At 46.8% G+C, this 18,042-nt stretch carries 18 protein-coding genes; 10 read left to right on the plus strand and 8 right to left on the minus strand.

Annotated features, from left to right (window positions below; genetic code table 11):
* Nucleotides 1-92: 92 nt before the first annotated feature.
* The 5 genes from NYE36_RS03310 (at nt 93) to NYE36_RS03330 (ending at nt 4,079) form a co-directional block, all read left to right on the plus strand.
* Nucleotides 93-410, plus strand: coding sequence for a YjdJ family protein (locus NYE36_RS03310; RefSeq protein ID WP_094032600.1), 318 nt, complete (start codon nt 93-95; stop codon nt 408-410).
* 115 nt (nt 411-525) lie between these two features.
* On the plus strand, nt 526-1,212 hold the full coding sequence (locus NYE36_RS03315) for a PspA/IM30 family protein (RefSeq protein WP_061890457.1): 687 nt from the start codon (nt 526-528) through the stop codon (nt 1,210-1,212).
* Nucleotides 1,213-1,262: 50 nt separating this feature from the next.
* Nucleotides 1,263-2,288 carry a TFIIB-type zinc ribbon-containing protein gene (locus NYE36_RS03320; protein ID WP_007408871.1) on the plus strand — a complete coding sequence of 342 codons (1,026 nt, stop codon included), beginning with the start codon at nt 1,263-1,265 and terminating at the stop codon, nt 2,286-2,288.
* On the plus strand, nt 2,288-3,049 hold the full coding sequence (locus tag NYE36_RS03325; RefSeq protein WP_015416952.1) for a TPM domain-containing protein: 762 nt from the start codon (nt 2,288-2,290) through the stop codon (nt 3,047-3,049). The genes NYE36_RS03320 and NYE36_RS03325 overlap by 1 nt, the downstream gene beginning before the upstream one ends.
* Before the next feature lie 25 nt (nt 3,050-3,074).
* Entirely contained in the window at nt 3,075-4,079 is a 1,005-nt protein-coding gene (locus tag NYE36_RS03330) for an SPFH domain-containing protein (protein ID WP_094032601.1), read from the plus strand.
* Between the two features lie 42 nt (nt 4,080-4,121).
* On the opposite strand, the gene NYE36_RS03335 is transcribed toward NYE36_RS03330, so the two are convergent.
* The 4 genes from NYE36_RS03335 to NYE36_RS03350 form a co-directional block, all read right to left on the minus strand.
* Entirely contained in the window at nt 4,122-6,053 is a 1,932-nt protein-coding gene (locus NYE36_RS03335; RefSeq protein WP_094032602.1) for an acyltransferase family protein, read from the minus strand.
* Between the two features lie 271 nt (nt 6,054-6,324).
* Nucleotides 6,325-7,185, minus strand: coding sequence for an anti-sigma-V factor RsiV (gene rsiV / locus NYE36_RS03340; RefSeq protein WP_015416955.1), 861 nt, complete (start codon nt 7,183-7,185; stop codon nt 6,325-6,327).
* Nucleotides 7,185-7,682: an RNA polymerase sigma factor gene (locus NYE36_RS03345; protein ID WP_003155802.1), complete on the minus strand. Its 498-nt coding sequence runs from the start codon at nt 7,680-7,682 to the stop codon at nt 7,185-7,187. Before NYE36_RS03345 ends, rsiV begins: the two co-directional genes overlap by 1 nt.
* 187 nt (nt 7,683-7,869) lie before the next feature.
* Nucleotides 7,870-8,910 (minus strand): 2,3-butanediol dehydrogenase, encoded by a 1,041-nt coding sequence (locus NYE36_RS03350; RefSeq protein WP_007408876.1) that lies wholly within the window; start codon nt 8,908-8,910, stop codon nt 7,870-7,872.
* 365 nt (nt 8,911-9,275) lie between these two features.
* Here NYE36_RS03350 and NYE36_RS03355 point away from each other — a divergent pair, with 365 nt between their 5' ends.
* Both NYE36_RS03355 and NYE36_RS03360 read left to right on the plus strand, forming a co-directional pair.
* Nucleotides 9,276-9,644 (plus strand): RlpA-like double-psi beta-barrel domain-containing protein, encoded by a 369-nt coding sequence (locus tag NYE36_RS03355; protein WP_007408877.1) that lies wholly within the window; start codon nt 9,276-9,278, stop codon nt 9,642-9,644.
* Nucleotides 9,645-9,709: 65 nt separating this feature from the next.
* Nucleotides 9,710-10,756, plus strand: a complete 1,047-nt coding sequence (locus NYE36_RS03360) for a PD40 domain-containing protein (protein WP_007408878.1) — start codon at nt 9,710-9,712, stop codon at nt 10,754-10,756.
* A 31-nt stretch (nt 10,757-10,787) separates the two neighbouring features.
* Here NYE36_RS03360 and NYE36_RS03365 read toward each other — a convergent pair whose 3' ends face one another.
* The 4 genes from NYE36_RS03365 to gabP all read right to left on the minus strand — a co-directional run bounded on the left by NYE36_RS03365 (nt 10,788) and on the right by gabP (nt 14,491).
* Nucleotides 10,788-10,946 carry a hypothetical protein gene (locus NYE36_RS03365; RefSeq protein ID WP_003155794.1) on the minus strand — a complete coding sequence of 53 codons (159 nt, stop codon included), beginning with the start codon at nt 10,944-10,946 and terminating at the stop codon, nt 10,788-10,790.
* A gap of 98 nt (nt 10,947-11,044) precedes the next feature.
* Entirely contained in the window at nt 11,045-11,254 is a 210-nt protein-coding gene (locus NYE36_RS03370) for a cold-shock protein (RefSeq protein WP_007408879.1), read from the minus strand.
* A gap of 204 nt (nt 11,255-11,458) precedes the next feature.
* The gene (gene cotA, locus NYE36_RS03375; RefSeq protein ID WP_265451273.1) at nt 11,459-12,997 is read right to left on the minus strand and encodes an outer spore coat copper-dependent laccase CotA; all 1,539 of its coding nucleotides are present in this window, start codon (nt 12,995-12,997) and stop codon (nt 11,459-11,461) included.
* Between the two features lie 108 nt (nt 12,998-13,105).
* Entirely contained in the window at nt 13,106-14,491 is a 1,386-nt protein-coding gene (gene gabP / locus NYE36_RS03380) for a GABA permease (RefSeq protein WP_031378819.1), read from the minus strand.
* A 386-nt stretch (nt 14,492-14,877) separates the two neighbouring features.
* On the opposite strand from gabP, the gene NYE36_RS03385 reads away from it, so the two are divergent.
* The 3 genes from NYE36_RS03385 (at nt 14,878) to NYE36_RS03395 (ending at nt 18,035) form a co-directional block, all read left to right on the plus strand.
* Nucleotides 14,878-15,750, plus strand: a complete 873-nt coding sequence (locus NYE36_RS03385) for a cation diffusion facilitator family transporter (RefSeq protein WP_025284364.1) — start codon at nt 14,878-14,880, stop codon at nt 15,748-15,750.
* 138 nt (nt 15,751-15,888) lie between these two features.
* Nucleotides 15,889-16,851, plus strand: coding sequence for a MoxR family ATPase (locus tag NYE36_RS03390; protein WP_040238437.1), 963 nt, complete (start codon nt 15,889-15,891; stop codon nt 16,849-16,851).
* Nucleotides 16,851-18,035 carry a DUF58 domain-containing protein gene (locus NYE36_RS03395; RefSeq protein WP_064115508.1) on the plus strand — a complete coding sequence of 395 codons (1,185 nt, stop codon included), beginning with the start codon at nt 16,851-16,853 and terminating at the stop codon, nt 18,033-18,035. Before NYE36_RS03390 ends, NYE36_RS03395 begins: the two co-directional genes overlap by 1 nt.
* Nucleotides 18,036-18,042: the final 7 nt, after the last annotated feature.

Here is an 18,042-nt window from a genome sequence, read left to right on the forward strand (position 1 = left end):
TTTTATCAGTTCTGAGTAAAACCAAGTTTCTGCTGCTGCCGTCATGTACAGTGTGACGGCCTATGATATTGAACCGCGGAGGAATGTTTTTCATGAAACATGTTTTTCTTATTGTGCAATGCGCGTTTTCTGTTTTTTGTTTTTTATGTCTCGCCGCTGTCAATTGGTATCAGGGGAGTGAGCTTGTTTCTGATTCGTTTGATTGGAATGATACGGCTAAATTCTCAAAGCTTTTGAATGGGACGGATACGATTACAAGTCCTGAACAGATTTCGCAGCTTGATTTCTTTGTGTATGCGGCGAAACATTATCCGTTAGTGAACGGGTTGATGATCGGGCTGTTTGTTTATTTTTTGTTCTCACTGTATCTGGTCATAAAGAATTTCCGCCGGCACAAATGGGCTGAATGAGACTATTTTCATATAAAAATACATAAATTAAAGAGAAAATGAAACTTTTTTTGAAAAAAATCAGTATATATAACTGTGAACTTGTTACTATTTAATTTTGGGAGGAAAATGAAAAATGAGTATTTTAGGAAGATTTAAAGACATCATGTCAAGCAATATCAATGCGCTGCTGGATAAAGCTGAAAACCCTGAAAAAATGGTTGATCAATATTTGCGGAATCTGAACAGTGATTTAGGAAAAGTGAAAGCGGAGACGGCTTCTGTCATGGCTGAGGAACAGCGGGCGAAAAGAGCGTTAACAGAATGCCAGGCTGATGCCGAAAAGATGGAAAATTATGCGATGAAAGCATTGCAGGCCGGCAATGAAGCTGATGCGCGGACATTTTTGGAAAGGAAAGCGGCTGTTGAATCAAGACTGACCGAGCTGCAGACGGCTTATCAGCTCGCTTCTTCCAACGCGTCTCAAATGCGCAAAATGCATGACAAGCTTGTCGCTGATATCGGAGAGCTTGAGTCGCGCCGAAATGCCATCAAAGCGAAGTGGTCTGTGGCAAAAACGCAGGAGAGAATGAACAAATTGGGGTCCTCTGTGTCAAATGCGGGCCAATCGCTGACAGCTTTCGGCAGAATGGAAGACAAGGTCAACCAAGCGCTTGATCATGCCAATGCGATGGCTGAGCTGAACGCGTCTCCGAAAGACGATATTGACGATCTGACGGCTAAATATGACAGCAATCAAAGCAGTGTCGATGATGAATTGGCGGCGCTTAAGCAGAAAATGCTTTTCAGTAAAGATCAATAGACAGCGGGCTGCAGCTTTGTCCGATATAAAGAGAAAGTGAGAGAAACAGAATGATCATTTCTTATAAATGCCCGAACTGCGGCGATGATATGGTCTTTGACAGTTCATCCGGCATGCTGACATGTCACAGCTGCGGGCGGCAGGATCAGATTGAAAGCCTGCCAAAGGAGTATATTACGACGAGATTTTCCGAAAATGAGGCGAATGAGTACCGGTGTGAGAATTGCGGTGCGGTATTAATGACTGAGGCGGAAACGACGGCCACGACGTGCGGGTTTTGCGGAGGAGCCGCCGTTCTCGCCGACCGATTGTCGGGAAATCTCGCGCCTTCGATGGTGATCCCTTTTACGATCAGCAAGGAAGAAGCCATGAGCGCTTTTAAAAAGTGGTGCCGAAACGGCCGTCTGACACCGAAAGGATTTATGACTGCCGATCGGGTGAAGAGCATAACCGGCATGTACGTGCCGTTTTGGATGTTTGACTTAAACAGCAAGGTTCAGGTCAATGCCGTTTGTACGAGAGTGCATCACTATGAAGATGGAGAATACCGGGTGACGGAGACCGAGTATTACAACGCGTACCGCGATATCAATCTTGATTATCTCAAAATTCCGGTCGACGCTTCAGAAAAAATGAATGATGAATTAATGGACAAATTGGAACCTTACTCATACAGTGAACTGAAGGAGTTTAATACGGCCTATTTAGCGGGATATATAGCGGAAAAGTACAATTATACCGATGACGATCTCTTTCCGCGGGCGAAGGATAAAATCAGCCATTATATTGATTCTTATATCAGATCCACCTTCTCCGGATATACGACGGCTGACATTACGGATGAACAGATTCAGACCGATAAAATCAGCAGCTTTTACGTACTGCTTCCGGTCTGGATGGTCAGCTACGACTATGAGCGGGCTGAACACATTTTTGCTATGAACGGGCAGACGGGCAAGGTTGTCGGCAAACCGCCGATCAGTGCCGGAAAAGTGGCCGCGTGGTTCGGCGGTATAACCGCCGGTGCGTTTTTAGCATTAAGACTCGTCTCACTTATGATAGGAGGCGGTTTTTGATGAAAGTATCGATAAAAAAAGCGTGTCTCTTCTGCTTCGTCCTTTTTCTGATGCTGTCTTTTGGTTTACATACATCGGCGTCTGCCGCGGAACAGAAGCAATATGTTTATGACAATGCTCATTTATTAACGAAGGATGAAACGAAGAAACTTGAGGAATTGGCCGGGAAGCTCGGGGCAAAGCGCCATACCGATTTTATCATTCTTACCGCAAACGGAACGGGCGGTAAGGACATCGAGCAGTACGCCGGTGATTTTTATGACAGTCATTTTAGCGGAAGCACGGCGATATTGACTATTGATATGAAGGATCGGGAAGTATTTCTCTCCGGATATAAAAAGGCGGAGACGTATTTGAATAACAGCCGGCTGAATACGATCAGAAATACGATCTCGTCAGATATTTCCGCAGGCCATTATGAAAAGGCGTTTCAGACCTACATCAAGATGGCTTATAAAGATATGGGGAAAAGCCCGGACGACAAGTCTGACAATCTGCTGCTCACATGGTGGTTTCAGCTCATTATTGCCGCAGCCGCGGCCGGAATCGCCGTCACTGTGATGGTGTACAATTCCGGCGGCAAGGTCACCGTCACCGGCAGCACGTATATGAATCACGATACGTCTGAAGTGCTGAGCCAGCACGACACATATATCCGAACCGACGTTACAAGGGAAAAAAAGCCTGATAAAGATAATGACAATGACGGCGGAGTCACGAGGGGCGGCACGAGTTACAGCGGAAGCAAGGGAAGTTTTTAATTATATGTAAAGGATTTGAGCATACATGGGTTTTTTCAGAAATCAGTTAGCAAATGTGGTGGAATGGGAAGAATTCAGAGACGACATGGTTTTCTATAAATGGAACAACCGTGAAATTAAAAAAGGCAGCCGTCTGATCATCCGGCCGGGACAGGATGCCATCTTTTTATATAACGGGAAGATTGAAGGGATTTTCCGTGATGACGGCGATTATGATATCGAATCAGAAATCATTCCGTTTCTATCTACACTAAAAGGGTTTAAGTTTGGCTTTAACAGCGGCATGCGGGCTGAAGTGCTGTTTGTGAATACGAAGGAGTTCACCGTGAAGTGGGGCACAAAAAACGCTATCAACATTCCGGCGGCAGGTATGCCGGGCGGTATGCCGATCCGCGCAAACGGCACATTTAACTTCAAGGTCATTGACTACATCGGATTGATTGATAAGGTTGCGGGTGTCAAAGACAGCTATTTAGTGGAGGACATTAAAATCCGGATTACGTCTATTCTCGATCAGCTTTTGATGAAATGGATCACCAGAGAAGGAAAAGACATGTTCAATCTGCAGTCGAATTCCTTTGAAATAGGAAAAGGGATTCAAGAAGATCTTGATATGCAGCTGATCGGAGACGGCATGTCGATTACGGGCTTCAATATTATGAGCTTTAATTATCCGCAGGAAGTTCAGGATATGATTACGAAAAACGCTTCTTACGGCATGGTGGGCGATGTGAACCGCTATCAGCAGATTTCCATGACGGACGGAATGTCATCCGGCAAAATGAGCGGAAGCGGCGCCGCCTCCGACATGGCGGGCATGATGATGGGAATGAATATGGCAAATCAAATGATGAACCAAATGAATCAAAATCAGCAGAACCAGCCGCAGCAAGATCAAAGTCAGCAGAATCAGGGGACGGCACCGGCAAACGGCTCGGAAGGAGCGGCTAAGCCGAAATTCTGTCCGAACTGCGGAACGAAAACGGAAGGCGCGAATTTTTGCCCGAATTGCGGACAGAAGCTTGCCTGACGATATACGAAAAAGAGGCCTTTTTTGGGCCTCTTTTTTTTGTCATGATTTCATTGTTTGAACGATGAGGGATGTCAGCGCTTTTGATCCCTCAGGTATGAGATGGACGCCGTCCGGTGTGAAGTATTCAGGGTGCTGCAATGCTTTTGCGTGCCAATCGACAAGCGTCACATTTTTGCGTGACTCGGCCTGCCGGCGCAATGATTCGTTTACTTTGCTTTCCCACTGCCGCGGCACACGCGTGTTGACAAGATAGATATCGGCTCTTGAAAAGGAGTCGATCAGTGATTCAATTTGGCTGTTTGTGAAATAGCCGTTCGTCCCTAACTCAATGATGACCGCTTTGTTCGGCTGATTAAATGACGCATATTCCGAAGTGAGCTGGAGTGCTTGAGAGACTTGTCTTCCTACCTTTCCGTCGATGGTGACATGAGGGAGGGACTGCCGCAGGTATGACGCAATGTCCAGCATCACCGAGTCACCGATGGCCAGCACGTCTTGCTGAGGCTGTGTTTGTTTTGAATCAGCCGTTTTTTGGGATGACCGTTCCTTTTTCTCTTCGGTTTTCTTCGTATTTGATTTGTCTGTTGGTTCTTTCTTGTTTGTGTCTGACGCGGTATCCGTTTTTTCGCCGCCGTGTTTTTTCTTGCTGTCATCTTCTTTTGCAGGCTGATCGTGATCGGCCGTTTTGTGCGAAGAGGCGGCGGTTTCTTGCTGATCATTTTGCGCGTACGTCCATTGCGGCTGTTTTTTCTCTTCGGCTATTCCTGACAGCCCGCCCGCAAATACGAGAATGGCGGCAAGAATGAGGCCGAGCGACATTCTGCTGATGACAGAGGACGTCTTCCATTCCAGAAAGCGGTTCAGAAACACGCGGCGTAAAAATGGCCGGAAGCCCGCAGTGCGGATCGGCTGTTCAATGAAATGGTAAGATAGCTCGGCAAGAATGAAAGTGGCGCCGATTCTGACGGCGCAGTGCCAATAAACCGGATTTCCGATTTCCTGCACGGGTGTGCTCAGTACGATAACCGGGTAATGCCAAAGATAGATTCCGTATGATCTCGTTCCGATCCAGCGAAGCGGCTTCCATGAAAGAACATGTCCCAAAAAGCTGCTCGGATGGCATAAACATGCGACAAGAACCGCTGCGGTGATACTGATCAAAAGCATGCCGCCCTTGTACAGGAAGGGTTCATATTCATCCGTGTAAAAGACGCAAAGCAGCAGCGCGGCAAAAGCGGCAAGCTCCGTCCCGTGAAGCAGGTGTTTCATTCTGCTCGGCAGCCGTTTGGAAGATAATCGTTTCATCGGCCACACTAAAGCTAAAGCGCAGCCGATCAGCAATTCAAATGAGCGGGTATCCGTCCCGTAATAAACGCGGCTCGGATCTCCGCCGGGCACATACATCATACTCATTACGACTGCCGAACATAACGCGAGGAACATGACCGCGGCCGCAAGCCGGGCCCGTGTTTTACATATGTACATTCCCGCAAGCAGCAGGAAGGGCCATATGATATAAAACTGTTCTTCAATCGCCAGCGACCAAAGGTTTTTTAATGGCGAAGGGGAGCCGAAGCTGTCGAAATAAGAAAGCTGATGAAAGATAAACCACCAATTGCTTATGTAAAAAAGTGAGGAGACCGCATCCCCGCGTACGGTATGCAGGAGCTCGCTGTTAAACAATACGACCCAAATGACCGTCGTGATAATCATGAGATAAGCCGCCGGCAGAAGCCGCCTGATCCGGCGCACCCAAAAATCACGCAAATCAAGGGTGATGGCATTGCCTTGGGCAGGCAATATAATAGATGTAATTAAATACCCCGATAAAACAAAAAAGATATCAACACCAATGAAACCGCCGTCGGCCCAGTTAAAATTCAGATGATATGCGATAACTGCGAGGACGGCAAAGGCGCGAAGTCCATCCAGTCCGGGAATATAGCGGTGATGCAGTGACTTGTCTGACATGGTATTCCTCCAATAATGTGTGCGGAAATTCTCGCTGTTTTGCGGATGGCTATGGCAGATTTCTGTACAGTCTTCCATTTGTTCCGTTAATTAGACGCATTCGGAAGGGGATTTTGTTTCAGAAAAAATGAATGAAATGCTGTGATTTTCTTAAACTTTTCAGCCCCCGTCCGGCGTCTGTTATATGAAAAGGGTCTCTTGTACATCTTGGCTGTTGCGGGACGAAAGAAAAAATCCATGATCTGCGGATATCATGGATTTTTTTCTTTCTTTATCTGATGTAGCGGTCTCCGACAAGCAGCTTGGAGATGACGGAGGTCGGTATTGTAAACTCTGTGACGCCCATATATCCGGGTGCCGCTTCATATTCGTCAAATGAGATGACAAGTTTGTGCTTATCTGTAATATAAAAATTCTGGTCGGCGCGGATGGCTTTAAAAGGCTCCGACATATCATTATCTTCGACCCAGTATATTTTATTCGGATCTTCTTTCATCTGTTTTTTCATTTGTTCTTTAATATTTTCGCTGATGACTTTAATATAACGGTCATCTTTAAATAAACTCTTTAACGTAAGCACGGCCTCATTCTTTTTATCAATCGTGATGTAACGGCTTTGCGTATAAGAGGAAGCTTGTGTTTTTTCGATATCACGGCGGATTGAGATCAAATCCGCTGTGTCAGTAACGGTTTCATAATCGCTGTAAATACTAAGGTGGCCTTTTTTGCTTTTTGAGGTCGCCTTCATAAATTCCTGATACAGCTCTTTGCTTTCTTTCATATAATGCCGGTTGATGCTGTCTTCGAGTTTATGATCGGAAAGGCCGGACAGAGCGGGCGTTTTCACATCAATGCTTGACTGGTTCTTTTCTTCCTTCATCTCCGTGAATGTGATGGCTTGGACGACTTTGCCGATGACGGGGATTTTAGACATGGCTTGTGCGGCATCCGGGTTGATATTGACAACGGCGGTAAATAAGACGGCCGCAGCGACTGCCGCGGATGTCGGCCACATCACGATTCGTTTTTTCTTCGGTTTCTGCTGAAGGGCTTTTTCGACAATGCTGTCCAGTTCCTTAGGAATGGGCACACTTTTATACTCTTCTCTTAATTGTTCTAATCTCTTTTCCATTAAGAAAGATCCTCCTTCGTCAGCTGAATGCGCATGAGCTTCAGCCCCCTGTAAAGGCGTGTTTTGACGGTGTTGATGTTTTCCCCCGTGATGTCCGCGATTTCTTCTAATTTCAGGTCTTCAAAGAAACGCAGAATGATAATGGTTTTATATTGATGCGGCAGGTCATCAAGCGCTTCGTGAAGGTCTGTGTCTTTGTAGTGATCTTCCTTTCCGCGGCTTAAAAACTCGATCGTTTCATCGTCCATCACTTTCAGTTTTTTCTGTTTGCGGAGAAAATCAATGGCCGTGCGCACTAAAATTTTATAAAACCAGCTTTTGATCACATCGGGGTTTTTGACGGATTCGACCGATGTCAGCGCTTTTTGAATTGATTCCTGAACAATATCTAACGCGTCATCCTTGTTCTTTACGTAACTGTACGCCAGCCGGTAAAAGTCTTCCTTGCGCTCAGTTATGCACGTCACAAGCGACGCTTTGGCTGTTTCGTTCTTCATTGCTTCAAAGGGCTCCTTTTTTAAAAATACGTTTCATAGGCTGCTGCCTAAGGATAGACGGGACAGGGTAAAAAATAGTTTGCGCAGAGGGGATCATTTTTAAAAGGAAAAGGAAGGAAAGACGATGAGATGAAAAAAAGAGCCGGAACGGCTCTTTTTCGGATGTGTTGATATTCAGCTGAACGGTTTAGTTCGGTTTGACTAAGATTTTCACTTGGTTTTTCTCTTTGATTAAAGCACCGAAGCCTTCTTCAATCAGATCGTCAAGCACGATTTTTTTCGTGACGAGCTTATCTGCTGAGAAGTACCCCTCTTTCATCAGTGCAAGAACGGAAGGGAAGATGTCACGGTATCCGATAATGCCTTTTACGGTCCGTTCTTTGATGACGATATCGTTCGGATGAATTTCCGCTCCTTTTTCCCAGATGCTGACGATAACCGTTTCACCGGCAATGTTTGTTGACTGGATCGCCTGGCGGAGAACGACAGGAACGCCTGTTACTTCATAAGAAACATCAACGCCGCCGTTTGTGCGTTTAGCGATTTCTTCAACGACATCGTCCGTTTTTGACGGATCAATGATGATAGCGCCGAGTTCTTTCGCTTTTTCCTGACGCTCCGGTGAAAGTTCAACCGCGTAAATATCTGTGGCGCCGGCCGCTTTCAGGGCTTCAATCACAAGCAGCCCGATCGGTCCGCAGCCAAAAACTGCCGCCTTGTCGCCCGCTTTTAATTTGCTTTGGCGGACGGCGTAAAGCGCTACCGCTGACGGCTCAACAAGCGCGCCCTGTTCGTAAGAAAGCTCTTCAGGAAGCTTAAACAGCAATTCTTCGTCAACGGATACATATTCAGAAAATCCGCCGCCGCCTCCGGCTAAGCCTAAGAATCCCATTTGTTCATCAAGGTTATAGGCTCCCTGATGTCCGTGTGTGGCAAAAATCGGTTCCACGACGACACGGTCGCCGACGCTGTAATTTTTGACGCCTTCGCCCACTTCAACGACTTCTCCTGAGAATTCGTGACCCATCGTGACGGGCGCCATTTCGTTTGTTAACGGATGAGGTTTGCCGACCGGAATAAAGATCGGGCCTCCCAAATATTCATGAAGGTCGCTTCCGCAAATCCCGCACCATTTGACTTTAATTTTGACTTTACCCGGTTCTGCTTTAGGTTCATCAATGTTTTCGATTCGAATGTCTTTTTGATTGTGCCATCTTGCCGCTTTCATTGATTATCACTCCTAGTCTGATTGAAACGAGTATAGGTACATGATCAATATGAACCACGGTTAAAAGGAATAAAGTGCCTGCTTCCTAAAGCCTGATTTTTCTCAAAATATATCATATTATGCAACTATCAATAGGCCTTATAAAAAGTCCATATTGAATGCAGAAATACTCTATGAATATTATAACGCTAATGAATTAAATTTTGTAGTATAATTTACCATGGAATTATATAGAACAGGAAATTGTGCCATCGTTATGTGCATGTCTCATCACGTTGTAATGAACATGTAAAGTGATTGAAATATTATAATCGTCTTCTTGGTGTATAATTTTGCCTAGAATAAAGAATCAGGAGGACGAAAGCTTGAAGAAGTTATTCTTAGCCTTATTGATTTTAGCAGGAAGCACGCTGGGAGCGATCAGTTACTCTTCTGATGCAAGTGCTAAAAAAGTGAACGGAAATATTACATGGTATAATGGAGTCGGTAAAAAAGGATCTTCCGGTAAAAAACTGGGACACTGGGATTGCGCGACAAAATTAGGATTTGACGTTCCGAGAAACGGAACGAAAATCAGAGCTTATGCGAAAGCAAAACCGAAAAAGGTTATCACCGTATACAAAAATGATGTAGGCCGTCTGCCGAATGCCGTATTGGATGTCAGCCCGAAAGCGTTCAAAGCGCTCGGATATCCATTAAGCAAAGGAAGAGTATCCGGACACTACAGCTATTAAAATAGACCATCTTAAAAAGCAAGGACACTGATTCTTGCTTTTTCTGATTGACGGAGAGATTGATAATGAAGAAGAAACGATGGATCTGGATGTTGCTGGCAGCCGTTTTGGCGGCGGCGGTCATCGCGTCCGTTTTACTGATTAAAGGAAAAAGCGACGGCGGCGGAAAAGCCGTTGTCTCCGGCGGCCATGACAAGCTGCTTGTTTCCATTACAGACAAAGATCTGATGACGAAATATTACGAGGACGGCCGCGTGCTGTATGAGGAAAAGCTTTCGGCATATCCGGCGTTTGCGCTGGATGACGCCCATCAGGTGCTCTATTTTGTCGGGAATAATGACCAAAATGAGATGCGTCTGTATAAGCTTGATCTGAAGACGAAAAAGAAGACGGTGCTTTATAAAGGAACGGCAAGCGCTGACAGTCTGTTTTTATCAAAGGATCTGACGCACATTTATTTCCGTCTCGGAAAAGCGGATGAAGATATTTTCCGTCTCGCATCTTTTGATTTGAAAACGAAACGTTATGAAAATCTGTATCCCGCCGCCGATGAGAAAGACGACAGTGTGAGCAGCTTCTTTTATAACCGCAGCCAAAACGATTTTGCGCTTCTGCATTATTCCGTAAAAGAGGATTATCAAAAAACGGATGAGGCAAATGAGAAGGGGATTGACCCTGAACCGACGAATATCCGGTTTGCGGCAGGAGCGGGCGAACACCTTCAGGATTTGACAAACCTTGAACAGTTTATCAGCGACGTGGCGGTGTCACCGGACGGAAAGAACCTTGTCTTTACATCTTATACCCAAAAAGGGACGGAACAAAAAGCGTCCATCCGTCTGATGAATGTCAAAACGAAAAAAGATGAAACGATTATCTCAAACGGGAAGGACTTCGCTCCGCTGATTGATGCCCAGCCTCAGTTTTCTAAAGACGGCAGCATCATTTATTTCATGGCGGAAGCAAAAGGCGCTAAGCGTCTGAAGGATGAAACGGGGCGGAATGCGAAGGTCCGGACCATTTATGCTTATCATTTGGATACGAAAAAATGCGAAAAAGTCTGGGAAAATGACAACGGCATTATCAACAGTTTTTCCGTCATCCAATCATGAAAAAAAACACTCAGCGCCCGCTGGGTGTTTTTTAATGAACAAAGCTGGCTGCGGCTGAGGCGAGCCATTTGAAAAAACGGAGAATCGGAACGGCAAAATGAAGCGTTTCGATGAATGACTGTGCGGCAAGGTTCATTTTCCGCCGTTTTGCCATTTCCTTCAGATCTTTCTGCTGCCGATCGTTTTTCATGTTCATTGCTCCTTTGCATCATAAAAGGAAATGATAACGCAAAGGCCTCTCATGAGACATGGAGGCCTTCTCTATGTTGAGACTCGTAAAAGGGAGGTCTAACTTGATGCCGTTTGGTTATTGTTTTGGAGATTTACCAACGAACGGACGCCGTCGATCATTTTACTGCCGCAAAGGGGGCAAGTCGGGGTATCACTGCCGGCAAAATTCTTTCTGCTCCAGCCGATACAGTCCTCTTTTGTGCATTCCCACGTACTGACATCTTCTTTAGGCAGCGGTTCCTGATTACGTTTGTTGTAGTAAGACATAAAGTCACTTCTTCCCTTATGAATTTTCGTGCACTCCTTCATTGTCTCATACTTTTCCCTAATCTCCTAATTCCTTTTTCTATCCAGATTTCCAATGAGGGTGCATCGTCTTCCTGTTATTACAGTATATGCAAATAAGTGTCTTCTTATTTTTTCTTTTTGGATAAATAAAAAATCCCCTTCTCTAAAAGGGGGGATATTTGTTTACTGCTTATCCGTGACGTCCATCGGTCTCATCATGTCGTAATCTTCGTGCTCTAAAATATGACAGTGCCATACGTAGCGTCCGCTGTAAGGAGCGAAGGTCGCCGCGATTCTGATGACCTCTCCCGAGTGCGCCTGCACGGTGTCTTTCCAGCCTTTTTCACTTGGAGGAGGCGGGACGGCGGGGCCTGTATACACAATGTCGCCGAATTTGTTATAACGCTCTAAGTCAAAAGGGCGCCGGTCAAGGATTTGGAAGGAAACAAGGTGCAGGTGTATCGGATGGGTTCCCCCCATCGGATTGATAATCGACCAGATTTCCGTTGTGCCGAGCTTCGGCGCTTCTGTCACAGGATCATGCCATCGCTTGTTATTCAGCGTCAAAACGGGCCGGCCGTATTTGTCTTGCGTATTTGTGAGTTTAAGCGTCCTGATATTGTGTATTCTCTTTGATGTCACATTAGGCATTGTTGAAAGATATTTAGGCTTCCGGCTTGTGTCTGCTTCCTTCAGCGGTTTTGTGACGCGGAATTGCATCACATTGGCGTCTGTATCCGGATCGGCGTCGCCCCCGCAGCCGGTGCCGTTCGTTAAAATGATATGTTCTCCGTCAAAGGCGGAGAAATCGATGAGCACATCATACCGCTCTGCCGGGGCTAAGCTGATAGATTGTGTTTTGACAGAGCGGGGAAGCAATCCGCCGTCAGAACCGATTTGAATAAACTTCCCGCCGTTATTGAGCGAGAGAGAAAATGTTCTCGTATTGGAGGCATTAAGGATGCGGAAACGATATGTCCGCGGTTCAACTTCCATATACGGCCACGCTTTACCATTGACGAGAATGGTATTTCCGCAAAAAAACGGGACGATGGAAGGGTCGGGCAGCGTTTCGGAAGGGTTAGCAGGTCCGCTCGGGTAAGACAAGGAACCGTCGTCATTTAATGTGCGGTCCAAAATCATAAGCGGTACGTCATACTCTCCGGAGGGAAGCTTCAGCTGCTTTTCTTTTCGCTCGCGAATGATATACATCCCGGCAAGCCCGGCGTACACATTGAGCCTCGTAATCGCCATGGCGTGATCGTGATACCATAACAGAGCCCCGCGCTGTTTGTTTGGATAATGGTATACCTCTCTCTCAAAATAAGGACCCGTTTCCTTAAAATCCTTTGTGAACCATGCTTCCGGGTAGCCGTCGCTGTTCGGCGGCGTTGCTCCTCCGTGTAAATGGACGACGGTTTTGACATCGGGTTCCTGATGGCCGCTTTCTGAATGGTGAATGGTATGATCCACGGGCAGAAAATGCTTATCCGGAAGGTCATTCATCCATTTAATATAGACGTTTTCATCTTGGTTCACGTCGATTGTCGGGCCCGGAAATAAACCGTTATACCCCCACAGCCGGGTCGGCGGGAGATCGCGGTGCAGCTTGTGAAAGCATTCCTTCATCGTGACTTCATAATACGTGCTGCCGTCTGATTTCTTCTGCGGCTGGAGTGTTTCGATAATCGGCAGTTCATCTGCAAATTTTTCTAGTGCCATTTTTCATCCTGTCCTTATCATTTATTGAAATCCTGTACTACAGTTAATGCTTCCTGGAACAGGTTGGTTAAAAAAACACCCGCCCTTTTTTGAGGGGGGTGTCTGCGGTTATTGCGCAATCTGGCTTTCGGAAGCGCTCTCTTTCGGTTTTTGTTTTTTGCGGAATACATATGAGGCAAGTACCAGCAGAGTAATAAATCCTGTCAGCAGAAATTCAGACCGCATTGAACTGATAAACAGCATAGATAACAAGATGGCGCAAATGGCGATGATCGTCAGGTAGGTTAAGTACGGATAAAACCACATTTTGATTTTAAGAGATTCAGGGTTTGTCCGTTCGATTTTCTTTCTCATTCTCAGATGTGAGACGGCGATGACGAGATAGACGAGCAGTGCGATCGCCCCTGATGAATTGACCAGGAACAAAAATACGGAGTCGGGAGAAAAGTAGTTCATAACAACGGCAATATAGGAGAAAAAGGTGCCGGCGATAATGGCTTGAACCGGTACGCCTCTTTTGCTCAGTTTCATAAAACGCCGCGGCGCTTCATTTCGCTCTGCCAGTGAATACAGCATCCGTGACGTCGTATAAAGCCCGGAGTTCAGGCAGGACAGAACGGCTGTCAGGACGATGAAATTCATGATTTGAGCGGCTGCGGGAACCCCGATATGGCTCAAAACGGCAACGAAGGGGCTTTCCAAAATATTGGCTGAATCCCACGGCAGCAGTGTGACCACAACCGCAATGGAACCGACGTAAAAAATAATGATCCGCCAAACGACTGAGCGGGTCGCCTTTGTGACGGATTCGACCGGATTTGACGTTTCTCCCGCTGCGATTGCGACGATTTCAGATCCCATGAAAGAAAAAATGACAACGACGATGCCGAGCAGAACGGAACTTGGACCTTTAGGGAAAAATCCGCCGCTGCCCGCCAGATTTTCCAGCCCGACCGGTTTGCTGCCGGGGACGATTCCGAAAATGAACGCAAATCCCGCGATTAAGAAGACAACGATCGTCGCTACCTTCACTAAGGAAAGCCAGTATTCAAATTCGCCGAACGATTTAACTGAATAAATATTCGTCAGTGTTAACAGCACGGTCAGAAGCAGACTCGTCAGCCATAACGGAATGCCCGGGAACCAGTACTGTATGATTCCGGCGCCTGCAATGGCTTCAATGGCAATGACGATGACCCAGAAAAACCAATACAGCCATCCGATCGTAAAACCGGCCCAAGGACCGATGGCGTCATGCGCGTACTGTGAAAACGAACCGCTTGTCGGGTTGACGGAGGACATTTCCCCCAGCATTCTCATAATAAAAATCACTAGTAATCCTGCTAAAGCGTAGGAGACAATCGCTCCGGGTCCGGTGGAATGAATGACGGATCCGCTTCCGACAAATAATCCGGCGCCGATCACGCCGGCAATTGAAATCATGGTCATATGCCGGGTTTTTAATCCCTTAGATAAAGAGTTAGGCTGATTCATTCTTTGCCTCCTTTTGGTTTGTTTATGCTGAATATTCCGACAAGTATTATTCTATCATAAATGCCACAGACAGTTGAAAATGATGTAAGAAAATATGACATTTTTTCTCGTCCGTACAGCAGAAGGTGCCGGAAGGAAAAGAAATAATTTTCTGTTATTTCTGTGTTTTAATGGTTTTGAAAATAATTCCATGAACATGGGTTGGCGAGAATCCTTGATACGATTGGGATGAGAGGGGTTTTGTGAATGAAAATAAGTTTCCTGAGTGCATAAATGTTCTATGCTTACTATTTTTCTGTGGAAAGTGAATCATGTTTCTATAGACCCACTGTGTCCTCGCTTTGTATGATAATGAAGGAAAAATTGAACGGGAAGGAGGATTTTCAGTGGAGAGATATCATGAATTGAAAAAAGGCGAAACCGGAGCGATTGTCAGTATTGGCGCATATGCGGCATTGTCGGCTGTGAAGCTTGTGATCGGTTATTTGTTTCACTCAGAAGCGCTTCAGGCCGACGGTTTAAATAATACGACTGATATCGCGGCATCTGCGGCTGTTTTCATCGGTTTGCGCATCTCTCAGAAACCTCCTGACGAAGATCATCCTTACGGCCATTTTCGGGCGGAGACCGTCGCGTCCCTCATCGCTTCCATTATTATGATGCTTGTCGGAATGCAAGTGCTGTTCAGCGCCGCGCAATCTATTTTTTCCGTTAAAGAGGAAACACCGGATATGATAGCCGCCTGGACGGCCGCGGGGAGCGCCGTGGTGATGCTGATGGTCTACCGCTATACGAAAGGGCTTGCGAAAAAGGTAAACAGCCAGGCGCTTTCAGCTGCGGCCGCTGATAATAAATCAGATGCGCTCGTCAGTATCGGCACGTTTATCGGAATTTTTGCTTCACAGTTCCATTTGGCTTGGGTGGATACGGTTACCGCGTTTATCATCGGGCTGATCATCTGCAAAACCGCGTGGGATATTTTTAAGGAATCCTCTCATTCGCTGACTGACGGTTTTGATGTCAAACATATTTCTGATTATAAAAAGACGATTGAACAGATTGCGGGCGTCAGCCGTTTAAAAGATATTAAAGCGAGATATCTGGGCAGCTCCGTTCATATTGATGTCGTCATTGAAGTGCCGTCTGATCTGAACATTAAAGAGAGTCATGAGATCGCAAATGAGGTAGAACGCAAGATGAAAGAGGAACATGCCATTGACCATTCACACGTTCATATGGAGCCTCTCCAGCTGAAATAAAGCTTCCTTTCTAAAGGGAGCTTTTTCCTTTTTTAGACTGGAAACAATTCGCTGGAAACGTTTTTTTATACTGTTTATATTTTGTGGTAAAGTTAGGTTACGATAATTGAAATTTGAGAGATGACTAGGAGGAGAAGAATGGCTTATAAAGAAGAGCTGCATCCGCTGCTGGAGAAAGCCGTTGAGCATATTGAAAACATCATCATAGGAAAACGGGATATCGCCATACTCAGTCTGGCCGCCATTCTCGCAAAAGGGCATGTGCTGCTGGAAGACGTGCCGGGAGTCGGAAAAACGATGATGGTCCGCGCTTTGGCCAAGCTGATCGGAGCTGACTTTAAGAGGATTCAGTTCACGCCGGATCTTCTGCCGTCAGATGTGACGGGTGTCTCTATTTATAATACGAAAACGATGGAATTTGAATACCGCCCGGGACCGATCATGGGGAATATCGTGCTGGCTGATGAAATTAACAGAACCTCTCCGAAAACGCAGTCTTCCCTGCTTGAGGCAATGGAGGAAGGGAATGTCACGATTGACGGAAAGACAATGCGGCTGGCTGAGCCGTTTTTCGTCATGGCCACACAAAATCCGGTTGAATATGAAGGAACGTATCCGCTTCCCGAAGCCCAGCTTGACCGGTTTTTATTTAAGCTGCGCATGGGCTATCCGACTGCCGAGGAAGAGCTTCAAGTTCTGTCTTTGCAGGAAGGGCGCAATCCGCTTGAAACAATCGAGCCCGTCATTTCTAAAGAACAGTTTATCAGCCTTCAGCAAAAATTGGAGCAGGTGCGGGTGGATGAGGGAATTAAAGCGTATATCGTCGGCATTACTCAGCATACCCGCCGGCATCCGTCCGTACATCTGGGCGTAAGTCCGCGCGGTTCAATCTCATTAATGAAAGCCGCGCAGGCGTACGCGCTGCTTCATGACCGCGATTACGTCATTCCTGATGACGTCCAGTATTTGGCTCCGTATACGCTGCCGCACAGAATGATCTTGACCGCCGAGGCGAAATTTAACGATGTGACCCCGGAAGCGGTTATAGAAGATATCATGCAAACGGAAAAAGTGCCCGTCCAAAGGATGTCGGTCCGCTAATGAGAAAGAAGATGCATTGGCTTCTATATGGCTGGAAGCTGCTTATGTTGGCCGTACTGACGGCGGCTGTCTTTTCTTATGCCATGTTTCAGGGCGGATTTGTGAGCTGGTTTTTATTTTATGCGTTTTTGCCGTTTACCGTTTACGCCGGGCTGGTCGCTGTGTACCCGCTGCGGGCGTTTCAGGTGGCGCGTGACGTGTCCTCCGCCCAGTTAACCTCAGGCGACAGGCTGTCTGTCACCATCAGGCTGACGAGGCGCCTGCCGTTTCCGCTGACATATATGGTCATTGAAGATGTGATGCCGGAAACGCTTGGCGAGAGGCGCAGTGCGAAACAGCTCGTGTTTCCGTGGTTTCAAAGGAAGCTGACGTTACAATATGAGCTGCCGCAGGTGCCGCGCGGAGAGCATCATTTACATACGATAAGAGTGCGGACGGGAGATGTTCTCGGGCTTTTGGACAAGACGGCGTCGTTTTCCGTAACGGATACGGTTCTGGTTTTCCCGGCGTACGGGTCTGTTCACTATAAGCCGCAGGTCTCATCCGGAGAAGAGGGTGCGGCTGCCGGCGCTCCGTTTCAGGTACACCGCTCCGCAATGGCTGCGAGCGTCAGAAATTATCAGCCGGGCGACCGGTTTTCCGCACTTGACTGGAAAACATCGGCGCGGCGAAATGAGCTGATGACGAAGGAATTTGACCCGCTGCAGAGTGTGAATATGATTCTCCTTTTGGACTGCAGGCCGTCCCCATCGTTTGAAGCCGCGGTATCAGCTGCGGCATCCCTGCTTTACACGGCGCTTGTGAAGGGCTCTCCCGCAGGATTTATTTCATTGGGGAGCGACCGGACCGTATTTCCCGTCCGGGAGGGAGACCGGCATTTCAGAAAGATGCTGCGTTACCTGGCATCAGCTTCAGAATCGGAAGAAGCCGATGCAGGCGGGCGTTTAGGAAAAGAGCTGGCGGATCCGCGCGTCCGCAAAGCTTCCATTGCCGTCGTGACGGGCAGTCTTACAGAAGACCTTCTCAAACAGGCTGAGCCCGGCCGTGCTGACATGACGGTGTTTTTGGCGAAAGAAACGAATGCCGCGCTTTCAGAGAAAGAACGGAAACTCGCTCTCATCTTCGCTCAAAAAAATATTAAGGTGCAAATGATCAGGGACAAACGGGTGTCCCATGTTGTTTAGAAAGAGA

The organism is Bacillus sp. FSL R5-0593, assembly GCF_038603755.1.
Classification (GTDB): Bacteria; Bacillota; Bacilli; order Bacillales; family Bacillaceae; genus Bacillus; species Bacillus velezensis.

Excerpts from the sequence above, each read along its gene's own strand:
- NYE36_RS03310 (WP_094032600.1), top strand. The coding sequence starts at position 93 with ATGAAACATGTTTTTCTTATTGTGCAATGCGCGTTTTCTGTTTTTTGT.
- NYE36_RS03315 (WP_061890457.1), top strand. The coding sequence starts at position 526 with ATGAGTATTTTAGGAAGATTTAAAGACATCATGTCAAGCAATATCAAT.
- NYE36_RS03320 (WP_007408871.1), top strand. The coding sequence starts at position 1,263 with ATGATCATTTCTTATAAATGCCCGAACTGCGGCGATGATATGGTCTTT.
- NYE36_RS03325 (WP_015416952.1), top strand. The coding sequence starts at position 2,288 with ATGAAAGTATCGATAAAAAAAGCGTGTCTCTTCTGCTTCGTCCTTTTT.
- NYE36_RS03330 (WP_094032601.1), top strand. The coding sequence starts at position 3,075 with ATGGGTTTTTTCAGAAATCAGTTAGCAAATGTGGTGGAATGGGAAGAA.
- NYE36_RS03335 (WP_094032602.1), bottom strand. The coding sequence starts at position 6,053 with ATGTCAGACAAGTCACTGCATCACCGCTATATTCCCGGACTGGATGGA.
- rsiV (WP_015416955.1), bottom strand. The coding sequence starts at position 7,185 with ATGGAAAAGAGATTAGAACAATTAAGAGAAGAGTATAAAAGTGTGCCC.
- NYE36_RS03345 (WP_003155802.1), bottom strand. The coding sequence starts at position 7,682 with ATGAAGAACGAAACAGCCAAAGCGTCGCTTGTGACGTGCATAACTGAG.
- NYE36_RS03350 (WP_007408876.1), bottom strand. The coding sequence starts at position 8,910 with ATGAAAGCGGCAAGATGGCACAATCAAAAAGACATTCGAATCGAAAAC.
- NYE36_RS03360 (WP_007408878.1), top strand. The coding sequence starts at position 9,710 with ATGAAGAAGAAACGATGGATCTGGATGTTGCTGGCAGCCGTTTTGGCG.
- NYE36_RS03365 (WP_003155794.1), bottom strand. The coding sequence starts at position 10,946 with ATGAAAAACGATCGGCAGCAGAAAGATCTGAAGGAAATGGCAAAACGG.
- NYE36_RS03370 (WP_007408879.1), bottom strand. The coding sequence starts at position 11,254 with ATGTCTTACTACAACAAACGTAATCAGGAACCGCTGCCTAAAGAAGAT.
- cotA (WP_265451273.1), bottom strand. The coding sequence starts at position 12,997 with ATGGCACTAGAAAAATTTGCAGATGAACTGCCGATTATCGAAACACTC.
- gabP (WP_031378819.1), bottom strand. The coding sequence starts at position 14,491 with ATGAATCAGCCTAACTCTTTATCTAAGGGATTAAAAACCCGGCATATG.
- NYE36_RS03390 (WP_040238437.1), top strand. The coding sequence starts at position 15,889 with ATGGCTTATAAAGAAGAGCTGCATCCGCTGCTGGAGAAAGCCGTTGAG.
- NYE36_RS03395 (WP_064115508.1), top strand. The coding sequence starts at position 16,851 with ATGAGAAAGAAGATGCATTGGCTTCTATATGGCTGGAAGCTGCTTATG.